This is a genomic window from Moritella sp. Urea-trap-13 (genome assembly GCF_002836355.1).
In the GTDB taxonomy this organism is placed as follows: domain Bacteria; phylum Pseudomonadota; class Gammaproteobacteria; order Enterobacterales; family Moritellaceae; genus Moritella.
Map to the genome: position 1 here is coordinate 388870 of NZ_PJCA01000027.1, position 22976 is coordinate 411845.

Genomic DNA, 22976 nt, shown 5'->3' on the forward strand with positions numbered 1-22976 from the left:
GCGCTGCTATAGACATGATAGTTACTTGATGTATAGTTAATGTGATCAAGGTGTTATTTAAATACCGTTGATTCTGTGTTTACAGGGATGAGATATCAGCGTACTGGATGACGCTGATACTAAAAGAGGGAGCAAAAATTGGAAAACGTTAATAGTGCAGTAGAGACGTTAGTGCAAAGCTCTAACACCATGTTTATTTTGCTGGGTGCAATCATGGTTTTGGCCATGCACGCTGGTTTTGCATTTTTAGAAGTGGGTACGGTTCGCCATAAGAACCAAGTAAATGCGTTGGTTAAAATCATGACTGATTTTGCCATGTCGACATTAGCTTACTTTTTTGTCGGTTATCAAATCGCTTATGGCATGGATTTTTTTGCCAGTGCTAATGAACTAACCCAGAATAATGGTTATGAATTAGTTAAATTCTTTTTCTTGCTTACCTTTGCAGCGGCAATACCGGCGATTATTTCCGGTGGTGTGGCAGAGAGAGCCAAATTTTATCCGATGCTAATCGCCTCAGTGCTGATTGTCGGGTTTGTTTATCCTTTCTTTGAAGGCATGATTTGGAATGGTAATTATGATTTTCAAGCTTGGTTAGGCACCACGTTTGGCGCTCAATTTCATGATTTTGCTGGTTCAGTGGTCGTCCATAGTGTTGGTGGTTGGATCGCGTTTGCTGCAATCATGGTACTGGGATCACGTAAAGGTCGTTATCGCGATGGCCGAGTAATTGCGTTCGCACCTTCAAATATTCCTTTCTTAGCCTTAGGTTCTTGGATCCTGACCGTGGGTTGGTTTGGCTTTAATGTTATGTCGGCGCAAACCTTAGATGGCATCTCCGGTTTAGTGGCGGTGAATAGCTTAATGGCGATGGTCGGCGGTACGCTCATTGCGATGTTAGTTGGTAATAAAGATCCGGGCTTTATTCATAATGGTCCTTTAGCTGGTTTAGTTGCGGTCTGTGCTGGTTCCGATATCATGCACCCGATTGGTGCGCTGGTTGTCGGTGGTGTCGCAGGTGGTCTGTTTGTTGCTGTGTTTACCTTGGTGCAGAATAAATTTCCTAAGTTTGATGATGTACTTGGTGTTTGGCCGTTGCACGGATTATGCGGTGCTTGGGGTGGGATTGCTGCGGGTATATTTGGTAGCGAAGCCTTTGGCGGAATCGGTGGTGTTAGCATCATGGCGCAGATTGTTGGTACGATAGCGGGTACTGTCATTGCACTTATTGGTGGTTTCCTCGTTTATGGTTTGATCGATAAATTGGTCGGTATTCGTCTTGATGAAGAATCTGAATACCATGGCGCTGATATTTCGATCCATAAAATTGGTGCGACATCGACGGATAAATAGCAACTATCTATGGGAAATAGCAATACGCGATAGATAAAAACAACAGCAGTAGGGGGAGGTTAGAATAGTGAAACAGCCTGTGTCGGGCTAAATAGAGACTATTTGTTTGCAAGTTGAGCATCGTCATTTGGGATTGTAACTATTTTCAGCTTATTCAGAGTCATTTATTTACATGATACTGAAGTTCCTCTATTATTCGTCTCGCTGCGGAGGGGTGGCAGAGTGGCCGAATGCACTGGTCTTGAAAACCAGCAGGGGTTAATAGCTCCTCGAGAGTTCAAATCTCTCCTCCTCCGCCATCTATTAGAGAAGCCGGAACTTATTCATTTAGGTTCCGGCTTTTTGCTATCTACAGGTTTGCTATTCATATATCCCGCAGTGAGTTATAAATTCAACACCACAAGCAAGTGACGGTTTAGAACGCGCCAAAATGGTTTCTCATGCTTATACCTATATGGAAACTTACTGCTAACGTAAAATATTGAATGTTAGTGTTAAAACATTGAAGGTTAGCTTTGTTTTTATACAATTGGTTGTTTATTTAACTGCCTAATCTGAATTTATAATTTATTCAGTGGCGTATGTTTACAAACAACAGCGTTTACCCTATTATTCGTCCTGCTGCGGAGGGGTGGCAGAGTGGCCGAATGCACTGGTCTTGAAAACCAGCAGGGGTTAATAGCTCCTCGAGAGTTCAAATCTCTCCTCCTCCGCCATCTATTAGAGAAGCCGGAACTTATTAATTTAGGTTCCGGCTTTTTGCTATCTGGCGTTTCATACCTACTCTCAAAACAGTTGCCCTAAACTCCCTCACTAAAACCGCCGCACTAAAAGAAGGTTGATACTGGTAAGCAAAATTGTAATTCGAATTGCTCATCATCTTCTAAAAAATGGTTCTTCTGGTAATGCACATAGGCTGGTGTCGATAGCATCTTAAACCCTGATGACGGTAACCATTGCTCAATGATCTTACTTAAATAAGGCAGTAATTCACCATACTTACCGGTCAGCTTAAACACCGCATGTAAACCGCCCGGGATCACCATGCTATTCACGGTCCCGCGACGTAACAAGGGTTTGTCTATGGCTAAGCAAGCCACATAGCGACATTGTTCTAAACCGACAAACGCAGGGTTAGAGTGGTGCAAGCCGAATTGTTGCTGATAACTTCGCCCTTCTACATTTGCCCACGCTACCAGTGTTTGCCAAGCTAAGCGAATCGAACGGTCATAACCTTGGTGACGGACATAAGCCACATGCCTTTCTGGTAATTCAATCAGTTGTACTCGAGGTAATACCCGACTTTGAATACGTGCATACGCTGCGGCAATTTCCGGGTTACGTAAATAGGGTGGTGTGCTGGTGGCTAAGTCTTTACTGCGCCATTCACCTGGTGACATTGCAAAAGTGGCTTTGAATGCCCGGCTGAAAGATGATACCGAGGCAAAGCCTGATTTAGTTGCCACGGTGACCACAGAGCTACTGGTATCAAACATTAACTGGTTAGCCGCAAATTCTAAACGACTACGGCGAATGTATTGGTGGACTGATTCACCGACGACATTCTTAAACACCCGATGGAAGTGTTGTTCAGAATAAGCGGCTATCTCTGCTAGCTGCCTTGCAGGCAATTCGGCACTGATATCACTATGAATAAAGTTCAGCACATCATTGATACGTGATCTCTGCTGATTTGCTGAGGGGCTCAAAAGCGGTGTTATAGGCATAGTGATCTTATAAAAGCATAAATGGACACCTATAAGCGCATAAACGGACATGCTATGTCAAATTTATATCCGTACTATGAATGTTAGTTAGATCGTTATTAATCACTATTTTATTGGTTTTCAAAGTTAATTTAACTAAAAAACTATAAATCATATGTATTGTTAGCGATTAATATCAATAAACATAAAATAACTAGAGAGATAGACTATGCAGTTAGCGCAATCATTACAGGCAATTAAACCATCTTACATCAGAGAAATTTTGAGTGTCGCTAACTCGGCAGACGTCATCTCATTAGCGGGGGGGTTACCTGATGGTGATCACTTTCCATTAGCGCTAATGGAGCAGAGTATTCAGCAATTGACTGCGCGCGCAGAATTATTCCAATACGGCAGTACGGCAGGTTATGGTCCGTTATTAACTTACTTCCGTGAATGTTACCAATTATCTGATCAGCAAGAAGCGTTAGTGTGTACTGGCTCGCAGCAAGGACTGGATTTAATTGCCCGTGCATTTTTAGACGCTGGCGATAAAGTGGTGATGGAAGCGCCTAGCTACTTAGGTGCTCTGCAGGTATTTGGCCTAGCACAAGCGAGCATTGAAAGTATCCAACAGCGCGAAGATGGCCCTGATTTGCAAGAGTTAGAGCAATGCTTTGCCAATAAAACTATTAAGATGTTTTATGCGGTACCTGATTTTCATAATCCAACCGGTGTATGTTGGTCGCTTGAAGTACGTCAAAAAGTCGCGTTATTGTGCCAACAATATAACGTTGCATTGATTGAAGATGCGCCTTACCGTGAACTACGTTTCTCAGGTACTGAGTTACCACTAGTTTCTAGCTTCTGTCCTGAACATGCGATTGTACTGCGTTCATATTCTAAGATCGCTACACCGGGTATTCGTTTAGGATTAGCGAGTGGCCCTAAAGCGTGGATCTCGGCACTAGAGCGAGTAAAACAAGGTGCGGATTTACATTCAAGTCAGCCGATGCAGGCAGTATTACTGGATCTGTTACAGCACGCTGACTTTCCTAAACACTTAGATGGGCTACGTCAGTTATACCGCCAACGCTATCAATATCTAGCGGATTTATTAACCCAACAATTACCTGAAAATTGTCAGTTTGAATCCGTTGAAGGTGGCATGTTCATTTGGCTGTCATTACCACTAGACTGTAACGTCGACTCATTAGCTAAAGACATGCTTGCGGTGGGTGTTGCTGTTGTGCCTAGTTCGGTATTTTATCAATCTGCAGAGGGAACAAAACCTGCATTTAGATTAAACTTTACCAATGCTTGTAATGTAGACCTAGCATTAGCTGTAAATCGCTTGGTACAAGTTCTGGCGAGTGTGAAATGATACCTGTTAGTACAATGGAGGATTCGTTAACTGCCGGTATTGGTATTAGCCCATTAGGCACCTTGAATCTTGATGTTGTAGGTTCTTACGGTAGTGATAACCAAGTTGGTGCGTCTGTGAGTTTAAGCTTCACTTTTTAAAAAACATTAATTTAAATACTAAAAAGGGCTGTATTAAACAGCCCTTTTTGTTACCAGTTAAAAACTTATTAAGCGTTTATTAAGCAAAAATCTTCTCAGCCCAGCGGGTTAAACCTTTAGTTACACTGCCGAAGTGATCACCAATAATGATTTCACAATTTGGATAATGCTGTTGGATATATTGGAAAATTATTGGCGATTTCGCCGTACCACCAGTGACAAAGATAACATCTGGTGTTGTTTGAGCCAGCGTGATCGTTTCATCCATGAGAGCTTTGATTTTGGTTAGTTGTGGCGCATTTGCAATTTCTAGCGCTTGACGGGCTAACGGTAAGGTTAAACCATTTTCAATAAAGCTTAAATCTGCAATTGTGCTGCTATCTTGTGACAGTTGCTTTTTCATCTGCTCTGCAAGATTAACCACTTGGTAAGTTTGTTTTTGCTGTTGCACTTTGAGTAAACGAGAAATTAATTCTTTTTGTTCGGCGTTTTTATATAAACCTTGTAAACCAATAAGGCTACGCTGACTATAAAAGTCAGTCTGACTGCCGATATCATTAATCGCAACAGCATCCCAGAAGGGTTTGACTGGCATAGGTAAGCCACTGATTAGATCAGAGCCTAGACCAAATAATGGCATTAATGATTTTTGTGCAAAATGAATGTCAAAATCGTTACCGCCAATACGTTCACCTGAATAGCCTAAAACATGCTGGAAACGATCGCTAAGACCATAGTTTTCCGGTCCCATTTTGAGTAATGAGCAATCCGTAGTACCACCACCGATATCAACCACAAGCACGGTTTTTTCTTTCGTGAGACTTTGTTCGTAATCAAAGCCAGCTGCAAGGGGTTCATACAGAAATTCAATATCTTTAAAACCTGCACGTTGAGCTGCAGTGGTTAACACTGACAACGCTTGTTGGTTACTTTCTTCGCCTCTGATGCCTTGGAAGTTAACTGGCTTACCCATCACAACTTGGGTTATTTGCTTATCTAACTGTGTTTCAGCTTTATTTTTAATATTACAGATCATCGCCGTGACGACATCTTCCATCAGAGCCAGTTGTGCAGGGCTTAAACTTGTCGCCCCTAAGAATGATTTTGGCGACTTAATGTAATAGCCATCTTCTGGATCTTCTAAATAGGTATCAAGTGCTTCTTGGCCAAAGAACAGCTGGTCTTCATAACCTTCATGAATAAGGTTGCTACCAGCTTGAATTGGTCCGCGACGTAATTGCAGATAATTTGGTTTTGCTACTGAGTCTGGTAAGTTACGCGCGACCCAGTTAGGGATCATATTTCGATGCGAAGCATACAATGTTGATGCGAGATACGAACTGTTCTGGCCAAGAGAAACAAGTTCAGGATTAGCATTGTTAACATACCCAACGGCACAGTTAGAAGTACCGTAGTCAAAACCGACAAACATAATTTATTTCCAATAAAATCACACAAGCCGCGCATTGTACACTGCTGCGAAGAGTGAAACCAGATTGAAATTACCCCCAGTTTATGTTTTTTTATAACTTGCTCGCTTATCCCTGTTATTGGTTATTACTAGTACACACTAGCGCAGCAGAGATAACTAAATCGTGCAGCAGGGATAAGCGGCTTGTATTAATCTAATCCAATAATATTGCCAGCGTCATCAATATCGATATTATGATAATTTGGTTTGATATTCAGTCCTGGCATTGTCATCACTTTACCAACAAGCGCGGTAATAAAACCTGCACCAGCATTCAACCTCAACTCGCTAACTGGCAGGTCAAAATTGTCTGGAACCCCCTTAATGCTTGGATCATGACTAATAGACATCGGCGTCTTCGCAATACACAGTGGTAAATCAGAGAAACCAAGTGCCTCGAATCGTTGCATTTGCTCAGTTGCTTGAGCCGTGAGTCTAACGTTATTGGCACCGTATCCAACTTCAGCTAATGTCATTAATTTACTGATAATACTGGTATTTACATCATAGAGGAATTTGAAATTTCTGGCTTGCTCAGTCGCGGCTGCCACTGTTTTTGCAAGTTGTTCTGCACCACTGGCGCCTTGGGAAAATGACTGACTGATTTCACAACCAAACGCCGTTGTTTTAGATACTGCGTGTTGTAACCAATCGAGTTCTTCTTGGGTATCTGTAGGGAAGTGATTGATGGCGACAACAACAGGCACACCGTATTTAGCAACATTATTGATGTGCCAATTTAAGTTGGCAAACCCGGCTTGTAGTCTGGGCATATCAGGTTCGTTAATATCAGCATCACTCTCTATATAACTCTCGACACCACTATTCGCCTTAAGTGCTTTTAGCGTGACAACCAGCACTGCTGCATCTGGTTTTTTACCTGACTCTCTGACTTTAATGTTACAGAATTTTTCAAAGCCCATATCGGAGCCAAAACCAGCTTCGGTAACGACAAAATCAGCCAGCTTAAGGGCGATCTTATCTGCGATGATAGATGAGTTACCGTGGGCGATATTGGCAAATGGACCGGCATGAATAAGGCAGGGCTGGCCGTTAATCGTTTGCATTAATGTGGGTTTAATTGCTTCGACCATAATAGCGGTCATTGCACCGGCAACACCAAGGTCTTCAGCGGTAATTGGATTGGCTGAGGAATCAAGCGCAAGTACTAAGCGACCAATACGTTTGCGCATGTCGGTTAAATCATGACTTAACGCTAAGATCGCCATTAATTCTGATGCAGCAGTAATATCAAAGCCAGAGTCATGCGCGGGTCCATTAACAGGACCAAGACCAACGGTAATATGACGCAAGCTACGTTCGTTATGATCGATTACCCGACGCCAAAGGATCTGTTGTGGGTCAATATTAAGGGCTACCTGCTCGGATTGACGGGTAAATTCAACTGCGCCTAATCGAGTCTCATGAAATAAACGTGCATCCAGCGCTGCAGCGGCGAGGTTATGGGCACTGCTTACAGCATGAATATCACCTGTTAAGTGTAAATTCATCTCTTGCATCGGAATCACTTGCGCGTAACCACCGCCAGCGGCGCCGCCTTTGACTCCAAATACAGGTCCCATGCTTGGTTGACGAATACAAGCACATGATTTTTTACCTATGTGCGCAAGCCCCTGTGTTAAGCCAATCGTCGTGACGGTTTTACCTTCACCGTGTGGTGTCGGGGTAACCGCTGTGACTATGATTAGTTTACCGTCTTTTTTCTCTGTTAAGCGCTTAAGTAAAGCAAGGTCTACTTTGGCTTTAGCATCACCGAACGCTGTTAGTTCATGAGTAAGGATACCTAGTCTATTGGCTATATCAGCGATAGGCTGAGGGCTTGTTTGATTTGAAATTTCAATATCTGAGAGCATCATATATTCCTAACAGGTTTATTTTACAAGTGACATATTTTTGATTTTACTAAGCTGATTTTAAGAACCTCATTTTATTAGGCGCATAGTAAGGGAAATGATTACAGATAAGAAGATGTTCGTATGGTGTTATATCAATTTTCGAACCTAGGTCAATAAAGCCTAAAAGTTGCCTTGTCATTACAGCCAATGCTAAACCAAGCATGCTTTGCTTAAATAGTCTTATATAAACGGGCATTGTACACACGCACGTGACTTACAGTTATTTTGTCGTTAATGGATTAATATCATGCTAAATACAGTAGAAATCGAAACTCTTGATGGTTACCAACTTGTCGCGAGTGAGTTTAAACCTGAGTTCAGTAATGGACGCGTAGTGATTATAAATGGTGCGACAGGGGTATTACGTAAGTATTATCAACTTTATGCCGAGTTTTTATGTAAGCAGGGGTTTACCATCATCACTTATGACTATCGTGGTATTGGCGATAGTAAACAAGCGAGTGTGAATGCGAAACCAGCCAGTATGATACATTGGGGTCAGCTGGATATGGATGCGGTGCTGACCTGGACACAAAGCCATTATCCCAGGCTTAAAATAGCAGGCGTTGGCCATTCTATTGGCGGCCAGCTGCTGGGTATTACGCCGAATAATAATCGTTATGAATCATTCCTTAATATTGCCGCACAACAGATCCATTGGAAAAATTGGGGTCGTAAAGATCAGCCATTATCAGTGTTATTCTTTTATTGTGTGCTGCCTTTATTTTACAGTGCTAATAAGGGCTTACCAAAATGGGTGTTAGGTGCTGAATACTTACCCAAGCACGTGATCCGCGATTGGAGTCGTTTTGGCCGAAAACCCTTCTATACTGATGATCAAGGTAACGAGTTACACGATGGTTATCACCGTTATACTGGAAATATGCGTTTTTATGCCATGGCGGATGACAACCGATTTGCACCGCCGAGTTGTGTTAAAGCGCTGCAACAGCATTTTAAAAATGCACCATCAGATATGATAGTGGTGGACCCGAAGCAAGTGGGCGTGAGATCAATAGATCATTTTGGGTTCTTCAAGCGATCTATGCCTGAATCTGTTTGGCAGGATACGTCAAACTGGTTAGCCTCATCTTCATAGGGTTGGCTTAAATTATTTTTTATCAAACAAAAACTAATTTTAACTAGAAAACCTTTACACTTCTGAAGTACCGAGTGAAATTATGTTGTTTGCGTGCTAACCTTGCCGAAAAATACGATTCATTATTCTAAAGTAAGGCCTTGGCTTGGCACAATCAAATATAAAATTTCATCTTTTAGTGATACTTGCGACTACCTTAGTGGCAGGTTCATTTTTAGCATCTGCTCATCTAGCAGGGCTAGTAAACCCATTCTCTTTAACCTTGCTGCGCTTTACTGGTGCGGTGAGTGTGTTATTACCGTTTATTTTATTCACCAAAAAATGGCGTAATAAGGTGTTAAGAACCTTGCCGCGCTCGATGGTGATTAGTCTATTTTATTCATTGTTTTTTATCTGTCAGTTTGAAGCATTGAAAATAACCACGACGTTGAATACCGGTACCTTATATACCTTGGTGCCATTCATTACCGCTATATTATGCGTATTGGTATTTAAAGATAAAATCAAAGCGAAACAGTTGATGATTTACCTGCTCGGTGCGTTAGGCACTTGCTGGGTTATTTTCGCTGGAGACTTGTCTCGATTACTGGATTTCTCACTTAATAACGGTGATTTATTGTTTATCGCGGGCTGTTTATCTATGTGCTGTTATTCAATTTCGATGAAGCGTTTATACCGTGGTGATGAATTGATTGTCATGGTATTTAGTACCTTACTTGGTGGCTGTATCTGGATGGGAGCAGCGCTATTGATATCTGGATTACCGCTAGAGTGGCATTTGATCCAAGGTGAATCGGTATTTTACATGGCCTATTTAGTGATAGGTGCAACACTGATGACAGTATACTTATATCAAAAAACGACCGTGGCATTGGGGCCGACTCGAGTCATGGCATATATTTATATGAACCCTGCTGTCGTCGCGTTGTTGTCACTGTCGGTGAATGGTCAAAGTATCAGTATGCAAGTGGTCCCCGGCATTTTATTGTCAGCCTCTGCAACCTTTTTATTACAACGACAAGCGAACGCTGCTAAAACCTAGATTGCGCATTCAAGTATTTAGCGTTACAACAGAGTAATGATTTTAATTCGTTGCTAACGCTAAATACAAAGGTGCTGTATGTTTAACACCCGCAGAAAATCAAAAAAACTAGAAATAAAACTATCTCATTCCGATCGTGCAAATGACATTCGTGGTGTTAATCAGCTTGCGGTAGACGCCGTGGCTGGTTTAACTGACATTGTTGAAGCATTGCATTATACAATTTTAAGCCTTGGCCTTAATGATAAAAACACACCAACAAAAACCCGGGGTGTGACCGGATTTGTATATCGTAATATTCGCAGTGTCACCGCGTTCGTTGGTGATAAAATTGATCTTTCTTTATTGCAATTTGGTTCTGTTTTGGGCCAGCATGAGTCATCACTAAAACGCGAAGTCGCTATTTCGATGCTTAATGGTGTATTAGGTGACTATTTACTGGAACGTCAAAACCCGCTTGCCGTGATCATGCAATTACGCCGTGATGGTATCGCATTAACTGATGTGGCTTTACGTAATCTGATCGAAAAATCTGATGGCAAGATATTGCTGATGGTACACGGGTTATGTATGAATGATTTGCAGTGGCAAGTTGATGAACACGATCATGGTATTGAATTAGCACGTGATCTTGGCTATGAACCGATTTACTTACATTATAATACCGGTCGCCATATTTCTGAAAATGGCCGCGATTTAGCCGCGCTACTAGAGTATTTAGTGACGATTTCACCACAACCATTATCCCTGTCTATTCTTGCTCACAGCATGGGCGGTTTAGTCTCTCGCAGTGCCTTTCATTACGGTGAAGAAGCTGGACACACTTGGTTGGCACAAGTGCATAAAATGGTATTTTTAGGTACGCCACATCATGGTGCAGCGCTTGAAAAAGGCGGTAACCTGATTGATATTTTATTGGGCTCAAATCCATATAGCTTACCGTTTGCTAAGCTAGGTCAAATTCGTAGTGCTGGTATTACTGATTTACGTTACGGTTCGATTATTGATGAAGACTGGCAGGGAAAAGATCGCTTTAGTTATACTGCGGACGACCGTGGATCATTAGCGTTACCCAATGGTGTGCATTGTTATACCGTTGCGGCAGTGAAAAATAAGCAGTCAACCATAGTCGGCGATGGTTTAATTGGTGATGGCTTAGTGAATGTCGACAGTGCGCTAGGTCGTCACAATGATGATTTACTCCATCTGACTTTCCCTGAGCAGAATCAGTGGGTTGGTCGTGATATGAGTCACATGGATTTATTGTATCATCCTGATGTATATAGCAAAATAAGACACTGGCTATTAGATGATTAAATGCGCACTCAGGATATCGCGTAACTAGCCTGTTATCAGCTATCGGTTATCTGCTATACTGTGCGCCATAACTTAAATTGTGAGTCATAACGACATCACGCTAGCCTTATTAGGACTAATTAATGACCAATAATGATATTTTACGCCGTATTCGCTACACTTTTAATTTCAGTGACGACAAAATGATCACCTTGTTCAAACAAGCTGAAGCAGATGTTACACGTGGCGAAATCAGCGATTGGTTAAAGAAAGATGAAGATCCAGCGTGTGTGCGTTTTAATGATACGCAGATGGCTACTTTTTTAAATGGTCTAATTAATGCGAATCGCGGTAAAAAAGACGGCCCACAACCTGAGCCTGAGCATGTAATCAATAACAATATTGTTTTACGTAAATTAAAAATTGCTTTAGATCTTAAGAATGAAGACGTTCTTGAATTATTAGAAATTGCTGGATTCCGTTTAGGTAAGCATGAACTAAGTGCATTTTTCCGTAAACCTGATCACAAACACTTCCGTGAATGTAAAGATCAAGTATTACGTAACTTCCTTGCAGGACTGCAAATAAAACATCGACCTGAAGACAAGTAGTAAGATCAAATATAATGAATAGAAAGAAAAAAGTTGTTTCAACATTAAAGAAAAAAGCTAAAAAAGCCAATGCTAAATTAGCGCCAAGCTCTAATAAGCCTCGTTACATTTCTAAAGCTGAACGTGAAAAAATGGCATTAGAAACAGAAGCGGCTCAGCCAAGCGAAACTGTTCAGCAAGAACCAAGTGCTGAAAAAGCTCAAGCTGCAGCAGAATAGTTAGCTAAATTTAAAGTCACAAATATAAAAAAGGTATAGCGTACGCTATACCTTTTTCGTTTCAACAGACTGTAATTAGTCTCTTTTCATCATATGATTTAGAAAACTGTTTATAAAAAATTTAGAAAATAGAGTATTGATTACGACCATTTTCTTTACTTTTATACAATGCGCTATCAGCATTCTTAGTCCAAGTATCTACTGTATCGGTATTCGCTGTAAATTCAGCCATACCAATCGATATTGTTACTTGTATAACGTTACCATCTTCTATGACTAAAGCGCTTTCTATCGCTTTACACAGGCGTTCAGCGAGTATGATAGCCTTGTCGGCTGATGTATTCGTCAAGCAAATCGCAAATTCTTCACCACCGTACCGCGCGGCAAAATCTGTTTCCCTAACACTTTCTCGGATCACTCTTGATACTTCAGCAATCACCTTGTCGCCAGCCACGTGGCCGTAGGTATCATTTACTTTTTTAAAGTGATCTATATCTAGCATCATTAACGTCGATACTTGTTCGTAACGTTTAACACGCTTAAATTCGTTAGCAATGAGGGTATTCCAGTTGTGACGGTTATTTAACTGGGTGAGCGAGTCCGTTTGACTTAGGCGTGCTAATTTCTCATTGGCTTTATCAAGTTGTAATCGGTTAATAGCAATATCGGTTACATCATAAATAATCAAACTGACGTGTGTGACTTCACCAGTTAATGAGGCTAATGGTATGATCGTCATATTCTGAAACATAAATTCAGAAATACCGGTGACTGGACGGTAGTTACTAAAACGGAAAATATACGGACGTTGTTCCCAACTGGTAAAGGCGTTATTTTTGAGTAAAAATACCGATTCAATCTTGCTGCGTAACCATGTTTCAGGTAGTTCAGAGAAGTGTGAAAACAGCGGTGAATCTTGCATATCCCTTGCACTTAATCCACTGTGGTTACTCATAAAGTCATTCCAAAGTTGAACTTTGAAGTCTTTATCTAGCACCACAAGACCAGCGTCAATGGTTTGCACCATATTCATGATCCAATGAAACTCACTCAATGAACTTTGATTATCCATGTTAACAATTCCTTGTAACTGTCTGGTTATTTGATCGCTTTGTATTTAAATAAATCATCAAGATAAGCTCAGTTAATCGATGAGGTAAGAAAGGCTATTAAGCAAACTTGGCAATGATTTCTCCGTAAAAAGCAATAACAGGTCGCATTGCACATTATGATGTTCAATTTGATAGTTAATTTCAATCGCAACGGTTTTTTGTTTACGGAAGTTGTTGGCGTTAATCATTTCTTGCACTGTACTGTGCTGACCAAGAACAGAAGGGTGACCTTGACTGAAACTCACATTCAACTGCTGGCTAAAGCCTTGTAAGAATGCACCAATGAGGATATTGGCGGTATCCATGAGAATTTCTTTCTCTTGGAAGTTTGAATCTTGATTTTCAATGCCCATCAATTTGGCCATGTCACCGAAGCTTGAATCATGAAATAACAGTAACGCTTCACCAGAAATACCGGCACAAATAAAGCCTTGGCATACTGTTGATATTGATGCCTGTTCTGATGCCGCCGACAACGCCATGGTTAATTCACTGGCTTCCAAGATATTTACATTTGGTACCGGTAATAGTACAAACACATCGAGTAAGCGCGCTAACAATTCTGCTGCTTGGCCCATCGCCACATTGGCGACTTCTTGCAGTGCATCACGGAACTCAGGTGAAAGGTCTAGCTCAGCGCCGAGTGCAGGTAATGTCTCTGGAATTGATTGTATTAAATCTAGTTGTCTTTTTTCTGCTATTTGTTTCGCCATCAACTGTGCTTCAGCTTGGGCAAACTCGTCTTTTTCGACAATGCCATAGTTGATTAGGATGGTTTCTATTTGCTGACTTGTTACCGGCTTCTGGATAAATGCTAATGCACCTAATGTGGTAACGCGTTGATGAGCTTCGGCTTGAATATCACCAGATACAACAATGACAAGTGCGTTCAATTGCTCTTTTTGGATGGCTTCTAAAACTTGGTAACCATCCATTACCGGCATATTGAGATCGAGAAATACGATGCTACCTTTACCTGCTCTGATTACATCAATACCTTCGGCACCGTTGGATGCAAAACTAACGTCCACATCCCAATAAGGAGGAAGTGTTCTGGCCATTTGTTTACGAGCTAGGTTTGAATCATCACAGATTAATACAGAAACTGACATGAATATCCTTTTTCAATTTCAGTGAAGTAGCAAAAAATTATTGCGTAATAGTAACTAAAAAACAGAGGAAGTGAAAGAATTAGAAGGGATTAACTAATAAATAATGACAGTGAAACATAGGGGGCTTGAAATCATGAGCAGTAGATAATACTGCTCATAAACATGTTTATTGTGGTTTAACAACCATTACACTCATTGATGCTGAACTGACAACTCTTGCTGCTACAGAACCAATAACGGCAAGTTCTAACTTAGCGCGTTTATGACTCGGCATGACAATTAAATCGGCATTATATTTATTGGCAGCTTTAATAATTTCTTTTGATGGCTTGCCCTCCGCCATATGTACCTGTGTTGCAATACTGTCATCAATGTGATTTTTGGCAAAATCTTGTAATGACGCATAGGCTGACTTACGGATCTCTTGCAAAACGGAAGCAGGGAAGTGTGCCGATACCATAGGTAATTGCGACGTTGGCAATACATTTAATAAATGTATTGTTGCGCCAGACATCTTTGCCAGAGCACAAGCGTGCTTCGCAGCGACGTGACTAAAGCCTTCTTCGTTAAGATCAACCGGTAATAAAATAGTTTTATACATAATAAGTTACTTATTTAAAATGAGTTATGTAATTAGTACTAATAGCAGTTCATCATAAATGAAATGCAGTGTCAGAAAATTCACCGCATTTCATGTTATGGATGATAATTACTTATTGGTAGCAATACGACGACGCTGACCAAATGCAATACCTGCAAGTAGCAATAATGCTGGAATGAACAGGAACTCTTTAGCTGGGCGGTCTAATGGACGTTCCACCATTAGGATGTTCCAATCAAAATCAATGCCTGATTTTTCAGCTGGAGAATCAAAACCAACCATATCAACAATCGTTTTGTCTTCTTCAAAGCGTAATTCTAAACCAGTACTCAATAGACGTTCTGCACCAGAGATCGCATCTTCAGCAAAAGGTAGCTGGACAATCTTAGTTTGGAACGCGCCGTCTAGTGTTTCACCTTCAACACGTAAACGTATACCGGCACCGTTAGGTAACTCAGCAAGTACTTGCTCGATATGCTGTGGACCTACTTCTTCGATTGGCGGGTACACCATATCCCACCAGAAGCCTGGGCGGAATAATGTAAACGTGATTAATAATAATCCGATGGTTTCATACCATTTTGATTTTGTTAACCAGTAACCTTGGGTCGCAGCTGAGAACACCAGCATCGCGGTTGTAGCCGAGAAGATGGTCAGTAGTAAATGACCCACAGAGTCCACACCAATCAATAATAACTGGGTGTTAAAGATAAACATGAAAGGTAAGATCGCGGTACGAATGTCGTACATGAAACCTTGGATACCAGTCTTAATTGGATCTGCTTTTGCAATGGCGGCTGCGGCGAACGCTGCGAGACCAACAGGCGGAGTATCATCAGCCAGAATACCAAAGTAGAATACAAATAAATGCACTGCGATCAAGGGTACGATCAAGCCATTTTGAGCACCTAATTCAACAATCACGGGTGCCATCAATGTTGATACCACGATATAGTTTGCTGTTGTCGGTAAACCCATGCCTAAGATCAAACTAATGAGTGCTGTAAAGCCCAGCATCAGCATAATGTTACCGCCTGAGATGTACTCAACAAACTCAGTCATCACTAGACCAATACCGGTCAGCGTTACCGTACCAACAACAATACCCGCTGCAGCTGTCGCCACACCGATACCGATCATGTTACGAGAACCCGATACCATGCCATCAAACAACTCAACAAAACCGGCTTTAACCGCACTTGGTATTGGTTGGCTTTGTTTGAAGTAAGCTTGTAATGGACGTTGGGTTATCACAATAAAGATCATGAATACCGTTGCCCAGAATGCCGACAGACCTGGAGAGAAACGTTCTACCGTTAAACACCAGACTAATACCACAATTGGTAGTAGGAAATATAAACCTGCTTTTGCAGTTGGTCCCGGTTCTGGTAGCTCAAGTAGTTCACTGTCTGGATCATCAATGGCCAGTTCAGGGAACTTTGTTGAGTATTTAACCAGCGCAACATAAATCGCTACAGTGGCAATACCGACAATCCAAGTTGCGCCAGCACCAAATATTTCTTTAGTCCAACCGATACCGTAATAAACCGCAAAGCTGAGGACGATGATGAGTACCACGACAGACATAAACGAGAATAAGCTCTGCGCTAGTGTAGGTTTGTGGCGACGCGGTAAACCTTCCATACCGGCTTTACATGCTTCTAAATGCACGATGTAAATTAACGCGATGTAAGAAATAAGCGCGGGTAAAATAGCTGCTTTAATTACTTCGATGTAAGGGATACCAACGTATTCCACCATCAAGAATGCAGCGGCACCCATAATCGGTGGTGTTAACTGACCATTGGTTGATGCTGCAACTTCGACTGCCCCCGCTTTTGTTGCAGGGAAACCAACACGTTTCATCAGTGGAATTGTAAAGGTACCTGTTGTTACTACGTTTGCAATTGAAGAACCTGATACTAAACCACTTAAACCAGATGCCACAACGGCTGCTTTTGCAGGACCGCCACGCATGTGACCAAGTAATGAGAATGCCACTTTAATGAAGTAGTTACCGGCACCTGCTTTATCGAGTAATGAACCAAACAATACAAACAAGAAGACAAATGAGGTTGATACACCAACTGCCACACCAAATACACCTTCGGTTGTTAACCATTGGTGAGACATGGTTTTATTTAAACTTGCACCTTTATGGGCAATAATGTCGGGCATATATGGACCGGCAAAGGTATAAGTTAAAAATACCGCTGCCACGATCATCAGTGGTGGACCTAAAGAACGGCGGGTTGCTTCAAGCAGTAATAACATGCCCGTTGTTGCAACTGCAGTATCAAAGAAAGTAGGTGCACCAGCACGATCAGCCAGTTGATTATAAAATAGGAAAAGATAAGCAGCACAGAACGCGCCTACGAATGCAAAAACCCAATCGGTCAACGGCACATGGTCACGCGGTGACGATTTCATTGCTGGGTAAGCTGTAAACGCTAAAAATATAGCAAAAGCTAAGTGAATCGAGCGTGCCTCAGTATCGTTAATAATACCAAAGTTTAATATGAACGGCAGAGGAGAAGCATACCATAATTGAAATAACGCCCATATAAATGGCACTATTAACAATATATTTTTAGCAATACCTTTAGGATCGCGTGCACCAGTATCTGATTGTGCAAGCATTTCCTGCAGTTCAGCATCCATGCTAGTGGTTTGATTTTCTGTTTTAGACATCTGTCCTCCATCATTCTGTGATTTTTTATCACACGAAGTGGCTCGGTTATTCGTTAGTAGAATAATTAATAGTTACAGAACTCTTAATGTAAGAAAGGCGATACTGCTAATGATCTTAACTAATCCATAGTATAAGAATAGCCAGTAACGTGAGTAAGAGTAGTAAAATTAAATTATGATTATAAAGCTGGGTAAAATCATCTTATATAAAATAGTAAGGGGACAATGTCCCCTTACTATTTTTAACTAAAAGTTAGCTTATTTTAGGCCAACTTCTTTGTAATATTGCGCTGCGCCAGGGTGTACGGGTGCGCTAAGTGCTGCAGTCGCCATGTCTTCTTTTGTTAGCGATGCAAATGATGGGTGTAAACGTTTAAATGTATTGAAGTTCTCGAATACAGCTTTAGTTAATTCATATACCGTTTTGTTAGGCATTGATTTTGGTGTAACGATTGTTGCACGCGCACCAAATGTTACTGTGTCTTTCGGCGTACCAGTGTAAGTGCCACCAGGGATAACCACTTGGCTGTAGTAAGGGTTTTCTGCAATTAGTTTTTCAACTGTAGAATCGTTAACCGTTACCAGTACCGCGTCACACGTTGTTGTTGCTTCTTTGATTGAACCATTTGGGAAACCAGCGAAGAATACAAATGCGTCGATTTTATTATCACACAGAGCTTGAGATTGTTCGTTTGCTTTAAGTTCTGATGTTAGTGAGAACGCACTGTTGTCCCAGTTATAAGCTTTCATTACAACATCCATTGTGCTGCGTTGGCCTGAACCTGGGTTACCTACGTTTACACGTTTACCTTTAAGGTCTTTAAAGTCTTTAATGCCTGAATCTTTACGAGCAACAATAGTTAGTGCTTCAGCGTGTAGTGAAAATACTGCACGTAAGTCAGTGTAAGCGCCTTGTTTTGCGTATTGGTTTAAACCTTTGTAAGCATAAAACTGTTGATCAGATTGTGCTACACCGAAATCAAGTTCACCAGCTCGCATAGTGTTGATGTTATAAGCTGAACCACCAGTACTTTCTACTGAACAACGAATGTTGTGCTCTTTACGGTTGCGGTTTACAAATTTACAAATTGCACCACCGGCAGGATAATAAACCCCTGTAACACCACCAGTACCGATTGTAATAAAGTCACTTGTATTTGCTGTTGCAATACTTGGTACCGCAGCTGCTACTGTTAAACCTGCTATAGCAAGTGATTTTGCAATTGTTTTTGTAATAGACATGTTGTGTTCCTTTTTATAAGTCATTAGTCGCTTGTTTACTTCAGGGCATTCTGTGGCCATGAAATTGAATCCGTAAATTCAAGTTGGTGTATTAAATCAGCAAAAATAAATAATGCAATACTTATGATACAGCAAAATAACCCGTTATTATCTGTTTGGACCATACTTTGTGACACTAAGTTAACAAAAGTAACACAACCTACAGTTTTGAGGAGATTTAAGCTAAATTCTAGTACAGACTGGGCTCTTAGATGGATTTTTTTTAATAAAACGAGGGATTTGTAAATTTGAGATACGTATTTTTTGAGTGATATTATATTTTGTTAAATGTTCATAACATAACGTAATTATTTTTATTTAAAGCTAAATACGTGAACTCCATCACTGAACTGATTGACTGTTTTGTGTTCGTTTATTAAAATATTAAGCTTATAAAATGGAAATAGACATGGTTAAAAATCGAAAAAACGCTTGAAAGCTTGCATTTTATAACGTGAAACAAGCGGGTTATCGAGTCTAAACGTAATTTCTGACCCTTGTTGGCGTTGTGATAATTTACCGCAATCTAACGCTGAAATAACCCCAGCTTTCGGATAACCACCTATGGTTTGTCTGTCTTGAAGTAAGATAATTGGCAATCCATTTGCGGGAAGCTGCACAGAGCCTAATGCAATGCCTTCTGAAATTAATGATGTTGGTAGGTCAGTTATCACATCACCTATTAGTTGATAACCCATCCGATTTGCTTGTGTGCTGATTTGATATTTATTGGATAGCAGTTGATGCTGCTGTTTTGACGTCAGCAGCGGCCATTGATAGCAAGGTGATAAGCCCAAACTAAGGGGCGTTGCGTAATTGGGGATATAATGTCGAGGCACTGCTATTTCTGTTTGTAATCCTGCTGTTTTGGCACATCGCATTGTTGTTATTGGTAAGAGCTGCCCTTGATATAGTGGAGAGCTGGTTACTTGACTCAATTCATCTCTGATTACTGTGCTACGACTTTGGTAGATCTTTTCTGTTTGCAGGCCACCTACAATGGCGAGATAACCACATTTACCTGTCTTTGCGCCACCATACTGGATCACATCACCGGATTTAACATGATGGGTTTGCCAATTAAATGCTGGCTTATTATTAATCGTCACGCCAAATTCGGCGCCACAAATCGCCATTTGAGTATCAACCAATATTTTTAACGTCATTAATCCATAATGGATTTCAATGCTGGCCATATTACTGCTATTGCTGAGTATTTTATTTGCCCAAAGATACGCGTGAAGATCTGCAGGCCCACCCGGCGTAATACCTAAATGTTGATAGCCAAACCGACCTAGGTCTTGAATTAAGCTGTGAATTCCCGGCTTGATAACTTCAAATGCAGAAACGTTTGTCATTATAGAAGAATCTCTTGCTGGTGAGTGTGCTGATACTGGTGAAAGTCATCCAGCGATATTGGCTTAAATTTAACTTGGCAGCCAACCACAAGGCTATCGAGTGTCACTGTATTATCTCTACTGAGTACCAGAGGGCTTTGACCTATGATTTGCCAACCGCCTGGACTCGCCTTTGGATAAATGGCGGTTTGATTATCAGCAATACCAACACTGCCTGCTGCTACGTGCGACTTTGGCGCTTTGTGTCTGGGTATTTGAATACGTTTATCAACATCACCCAAGTAGCCAAAGTTCGGCATGAAGCCAATCGCATAACAACTATATACAGTCGAAGAATGAATGTGGATGATGTCATCAATGGATAATGCTGCATGACGTGACAAGGGCTCGAGATCAGGGGCGAGGCTTTGGTGGTAACAAACCGGTAGCGTGAGCAAATCAACAGCCATGGGTAATTTATGAAGAGAGGCTTGTAATACTTGCTTAACGTAAGTATGAATTTTATTTATGAGCTGATGAGGCTCTATTAGCATTATGTTAAAGCTAATGAGTAAGGTTTGGTACGAGGGGATGACATCAGTGATAACAGTTTCTAAATCCACGGCATTTGTTAGCTGCTGATTTAAGTTGTAGATCACAGGTAATAGCTGGGCATTATCAGCACCTGTAAAACGGATCAGAATAGCATCATAACCAATCATCTCGAGATGGTACTGCATCGCTCACCCCTTACTTACAGCTATTGCTGATTTTATTTGGGCGATAGCGGCAATGGATTGGGCGTTATCGCCATGCACACAGAGCGTATCAGCATTCAACGGGATTAACTTCCCGGTATTACTTGTTACAAAACCTTGCTCAGCAATTTGTATGGCTTGATGAACAATTTGACTCTGTTGGGTAAAGACGGCACCAGCTTGGCGTCTATCTTGTAGTGATCCTGAATCTGTATAGCGACGATCGGCAAAAGCCTCGAACAGTAATGGCACCTCAAATTGAGCCGCGAGGGCTTCACTGCGGCTATTATCTGCTTGTGCCATTAGCATTAGCGGCAAGTTAGCGCTAAATGCAGCTAAGCCTTTAAGAATGGCGATTAATATAGCCTCATCTTGCATCATATCGTTATAAAGTGCGCCGTGCGGTTTGACGTAACTGAGAAGAATGTTTTGTTGCTGGCAAAAAGCGGTGAGGGCACCGACTTGATAGAGTATTAATGCTTGTATCTCATCGGCTGTACATTGCATATGACGACGGCCAAAACCAACAAGATCGGGATAACCAGGATGTGCGCCTACTGCTACATTATATTGTTTCGCCAGTGCAACCGTTTGCTGCATAATAAGTGGATCTGAGGCATGAAAACCACAGGCGATATTCGCCATATCAATATGTGGCATGACGGCTTCATCTATACCAAGCTGCCAATGACCAAAGCTTTCACCCATATCACAATTTAATTTCACTGGTTAATATCCTTATTAACAAATTCTTTCTATATATAACTGTGTGCTATGACTTCGGTGCACTATAACCTTGGAGAATTATGACCTCGGTGACTATGAACCTTATACCTGTCCCCATGATCAATTCTGTTTGGCATTTTGTGATAATTCTGGTTTATTTACAGAAAGTGTAAGCATTAGTTATTGCAGCAATTAATTATTATGGCAAGTATTTTATATAGATGAAGGATCTTATTGAGGAATTAACACAACTGCTAGCATAAACGGCGGGGGAGTAGACCAGATCAGAAAAAAATCCCTAACAATGACATTATCATGAGTTAGGGATTTGAGCATTTAATACATTCGTCAGTCTGCGGCTAGCAAACTATCTGTTTGGTTGTGCTTTAAATGTTTTACCTGTTTCAGCTACGCTGTCGTTACCCATTAAATAAAGGTAAAGCGGCATAATCTGTTCAGGTGTGAGCAGTACTTTTTCATCTTCACCAGGGAAGGCTTTAGAACGCATACCAGTACGTGTTGCACCTGGGTTGATACAGTTAGCACGGACATTGGTATTTTCAAATTCGTCAGCAAGGGTTTGCATCATACCTTCAGTAGCGAATTTTGAAATTGCATATTCAGCCCAGTAAGCACGGCCTTTTACGCCAACACTTGATGAAGTGAAAAGAATAGACGCTTTGTCTGCTTTTTTAAGTACCGGTAATAGCGCGCTGGTCATAAATAACTGTGCTTTAACATTGACCTGCATTACTTCGTCATAGCTCTTTTCATCGATTTGATGAAATGGACCTAATACGCCTAATTGACCCGCATTGTTCAATAAACCGTCTAGTTTACCGAATTGTGTGTCAATGGTGTCTGCCATGTCTTTATAGTTTTCAACCGTTGCGCCTTTCATATCAAGCGGAATTATCGCAGGTGTTGGGGCGCCAAGTGCTTCGATTTCATCATAAACAGCTTCAAGTTTTGCCACTGTTTTACCCAGTAATATTACTGTCGCACCGTGTGCTGCATAGGTTAATGCTGCTTGACGTCCAATACCGTCACCGGCACCTGTCACTAAAATAGTTTTGTTTTCTAATAGATTTTTTTCTGCTTGATAATCCATTTTTTGGGTTC

The 22976-nt window shown here is 41.2% G+C and carries 19 protein-coding genes, 2 tRNA genes and 1 pseudogene; 10 read left to right on the top strand and 12 right to left on the bottom strand.

All coding sequences use genetic code 11. The features are described from left to right. Positions 1–138 precede the first annotated feature (138 nt). The 3 genes from CXF93_RS04595 (at position 139) to CXF93_RS04605 (ending at position 2069) form a co-directional block, all read left to right on the top strand. Positions 139–1353, top strand: a complete 1215-nt coding sequence (locus tag CXF93_RS04595; RefSeq protein WP_101061253.1) for an ammonium transporter — start codon at positions 139–141, stop codon at positions 1351–1353. Positions 1354–1561: 208 nt separating this feature from the next. After that, positions 1562–1652, top strand: a tRNA-Ser gene (locus CXF93_RS04600). 326 nt (positions 1653–1978) lie between these two features. Then, positions 1979–2069 (top strand) — tRNA-Ser (locus tag CXF93_RS04605). A 111-nt stretch (positions 2070–2180) separates the two neighbouring features. On the opposite strand, the gene CXF93_RS04610 is transcribed toward CXF93_RS04605, so the two are convergent. Further along, complete coding sequence (locus tag CXF93_RS04610; RefSeq protein WP_232784103.1) at positions 2181–3080, bottom strand: GyrI-like domain-containing protein; 900 nt, start codon at positions 3078–3080, stop codon at positions 2181–2183. 208 nt (positions 3081–3288) lie between these two features. Here CXF93_RS04610 and CXF93_RS04615 point away from each other — a divergent pair, with 208 nt between their 5' ends. Next, on the top strand, positions 3289–4443 hold the full coding sequence (locus CXF93_RS04615) for a PLP-dependent aminotransferase family protein (RefSeq protein ID WP_101061254.1): 1155 nt from the start codon (positions 3289–3291) through the stop codon (positions 4441–4443). Positions 4444–4454: 11 nt separating this feature from the next. After that, positions 4455–4583, top strand: a pseudogene (locus CXF93_RS04620) (conjugal transfer protein TraF); the annotation flags it as partial. A gap of 79 nt (positions 4584–4662) precedes the next feature. Here CXF93_RS04620 and yegD read toward each other — a convergent pair. Together yegD and CXF93_RS04630 are read right to left on the bottom strand one after the other, a co-directional pair. Next, the gene (yegD, locus tag CXF93_RS04625) at positions 4663–6015 is read right to left on the bottom strand and encodes a molecular chaperone (protein ID WP_101061255.1); all 1353 of its coding nucleotides are present in this window, start codon (positions 6013–6015) and stop codon (positions 4663–4665) included. Between the two features lie 188 nt (positions 6016–6203). After that, positions 6204–7928, bottom strand: a complete 1725-nt coding sequence (locus tag CXF93_RS04630; RefSeq protein ID WP_101061256.1) for a formate--tetrahydrofolate ligase — start codon at positions 7926–7928, stop codon at positions 6204–6206. 289 nt (positions 7929–8217) lie between these two features. Here CXF93_RS04630 and CXF93_RS04635 point away from each other — a divergent pair, with 289 nt between their 5' ends. From CXF93_RS04635 to CXF93_RS04655, 5 genes are all read left to right on the top strand, one after another. Continuing rightward, positions 8218–9069: an alpha/beta fold hydrolase gene (locus CXF93_RS04635; RefSeq protein WP_101061257.1), complete on the top strand. Its 852-nt coding sequence runs from the start codon at positions 8218–8220 to the stop codon at positions 9067–9069. Positions 9070–9214: 145 nt separating this feature from the next. Next, positions 9215–10111, top strand: coding sequence for a DMT family transporter (locus tag CXF93_RS04640; protein WP_101061258.1), 897 nt, complete (start codon positions 9215–9217; stop codon positions 10109–10111). Between the two features lie 78 nt (positions 10112–10189). Next, positions 10190–11428, top strand: a complete 1239-nt coding sequence (locus CXF93_RS04645) for a triacylglycerol lipase (RefSeq protein ID WP_101061259.1) — start codon at positions 10190–10192, stop codon at positions 11426–11428. Between the two features lie 122 nt (positions 11429–11550). Next, positions 11551–12018, top strand: coding sequence for a DUF1456 family protein (locus CXF93_RS04650; protein ID WP_101061260.1), 468 nt, complete (start codon positions 11551–11553; stop codon positions 12016–12018). 14 nt (positions 12019–12032) lie between these two features. Beyond that, positions 12033–12236: a DUF2986 domain-containing protein gene (locus CXF93_RS04655; protein WP_101061261.1), complete on the top strand. Its 204-nt coding sequence runs from the start codon at positions 12033–12035 to the stop codon at positions 12234–12236. A 121-nt stretch (positions 12237–12357) separates the two neighbouring features. On the opposite strand, the gene CXF93_RS04660 is transcribed toward CXF93_RS04655, so the two are convergent. The 9 genes from CXF93_RS04660 to CXF93_RS04700 all read right to left on the bottom strand — a co-directional run bounded on the left by CXF93_RS04660 (position 12358) and on the right by CXF93_RS04700 (position 22965). Then, positions 12358–13308, bottom strand: coding sequence for a GGDEF domain-containing protein (locus tag CXF93_RS04660; protein ID WP_101061262.1), 951 nt, complete (start codon positions 13306–13308; stop codon positions 12358–12360). 72 nt (positions 13309–13380) lie between these two features. Then, positions 13381–14460, bottom strand: coding sequence for a response regulator (locus CXF93_RS04665; protein ID WP_101061263.1), 1080 nt, complete (start codon positions 14458–14460; stop codon positions 13381–13383). Positions 14461–14626: 166 nt separating this feature from the next. Then, positions 14627–15061: a universal stress protein gene (locus CXF93_RS04670; RefSeq protein ID WP_101061264.1), complete on the bottom strand. Its 435-nt coding sequence runs from the start codon at positions 15059–15061 to the stop codon at positions 14627–14629. 108 nt (positions 15062–15169) lie between these two features. Beyond that, on the bottom strand, positions 15170–17752 hold the full coding sequence (locus CXF93_RS04675; protein WP_101061265.1) for a TRAP transporter permease: 2583 nt from the start codon (positions 17750–17752) through the stop codon (positions 15170–15172). 258 nt (positions 17753–18010) lie between these two features. Next, on the bottom strand, positions 18011–18994 hold the full coding sequence (locus tag CXF93_RS04680) for a TAXI family TRAP transporter solute-binding subunit (protein WP_101061266.1): 984 nt from the start codon (positions 18992–18994) through the stop codon (positions 18011–18013). A gap of 452 nt (positions 18995–19446) precedes the next feature. Continuing rightward, positions 19447–20391, bottom strand: coding sequence for a biotin-dependent carboxyltransferase family protein (locus CXF93_RS04685; RefSeq protein ID WP_101061267.1), 945 nt, complete (start codon positions 20389–20391; stop codon positions 19447–19449). Beyond that, a complete protein-coding gene (locus CXF93_RS04690) occupies positions 20391–21110 on the bottom strand; it encodes an allophanate hydrolase subunit 1 (RefSeq protein WP_101061268.1) in 720 nt (239 codons plus the stop codon). Before CXF93_RS04690 ends, CXF93_RS04685 begins: the two co-directional genes overlap by 1 nt. A gap of 3 nt (positions 21111–21113) precedes the next feature. Continuing rightward, positions 21114–21854: a 5-oxoprolinase subunit PxpA gene (locus CXF93_RS04695; RefSeq protein WP_101061269.1), complete on the bottom strand. Its 741-nt coding sequence runs from the start codon at positions 21852–21854 to the stop codon at positions 21114–21116. A 367-nt stretch (positions 21855–22221) separates the two neighbouring features. Beyond that, on the bottom strand, positions 22222–22965 hold the full coding sequence (locus CXF93_RS04700) for a YciK family oxidoreductase (RefSeq protein ID WP_101061270.1): 744 nt from the start codon (positions 22963–22965) through the stop codon (positions 22222–22224). Positions 22966–22976: the final 11 nt, after the last annotated feature.

Bases quoted from the DNA above. Each gene is read 5' to 3' on its own strand.
- CXF93_RS04610 (WP_232784103.1), bottom strand. From the start codon at position 3,080: ATGCCTATAACACCGCTTTTGAGCCCCTCAGCAAATCAGCAGAGATCA.
- CXF93_RS04615 (WP_101061254.1), top strand. From the start codon at position 3,289: ATGCAGTTAGCGCAATCATTACAGGCAATTAAACCATCTTACATCAGA.
- yegD (WP_101061255.1), bottom strand. From the start codon at position 6,015: ATGTTTGTCGGTTTTGACTACGGTACTTCTAACTGTGCCGTTGGGTAT.
- CXF93_RS04630 (WP_101061256.1), bottom strand. From the start codon at position 7,928: ATGCTCTCAGATATTGAAATTTCAAATCAAACAAGCCCTCAGCCTATC.
- CXF93_RS04635 (WP_101061257.1), top strand. From the start codon at position 8,218: ATGCTAAATACAGTAGAAATCGAAACTCTTGATGGTTACCAACTTGTC.
- CXF93_RS04645 (WP_101061259.1), top strand. From the start codon at position 10,190: ATGTTTAACACCCGCAGAAAATCAAAAAAACTAGAAATAAAACTATCT.
- CXF93_RS04650 (WP_101061260.1), top strand. From the start codon at position 11,551: ATGACCAATAATGATATTTTACGCCGTATTCGCTACACTTTTAATTTC.
- CXF93_RS04655 (WP_101061261.1), top strand. From the start codon at position 12,033: ATGAATAGAAAGAAAAAAGTTGTTTCAACATTAAAGAAAAAAGCTAAA.
- CXF93_RS04660 (WP_101061262.1), bottom strand. From the start codon at position 13,308: ATGGATAATCAAAGTTCATTGAGTGAGTTTCATTGGATCATGAATATG.
- CXF93_RS04665 (WP_101061263.1), bottom strand. From the start codon at position 14,460: ATGTCAGTTTCTGTATTAATCTGTGATGATTCAAACCTAGCTCGTAAA.
- CXF93_RS04670 (WP_101061264.1), bottom strand. From the start codon at position 15,061: ATGTATAAAACTATTTTATTACCGGTTGATCTTAACGAAGAAGGCTTT.
- CXF93_RS04675 (WP_101061265.1), bottom strand. From the start codon at position 17,752: ATGTCTAAAACAGAAAATCAAACCACTAGCATGGATGCTGAACTGCAG.
- CXF93_RS04680 (WP_101061266.1), bottom strand. From the start codon at position 18,994: ATGTCTATTACAAAAACAATTGCAAAATCACTTGCTATAGCAGGTTTA.
- CXF93_RS04685 (WP_101061267.1), bottom strand. From the start codon at position 20,391: ATGACAAACGTTTCTGCATTTGAAGTTATCAAGCCGGGAATTCACAGC.
- CXF93_RS04690 (WP_101061268.1), bottom strand. From the start codon at position 21,110: ATGCAGTACCATCTCGAGATGATTGGTTATGATGCTATTCTGATCCGT.
- CXF93_RS04700 (WP_101061270.1), bottom strand. From the start codon at position 22,965: ATGGATTATCAAGCAGAAAAAAATCTATTAGAAAACAAAACTATTTTA.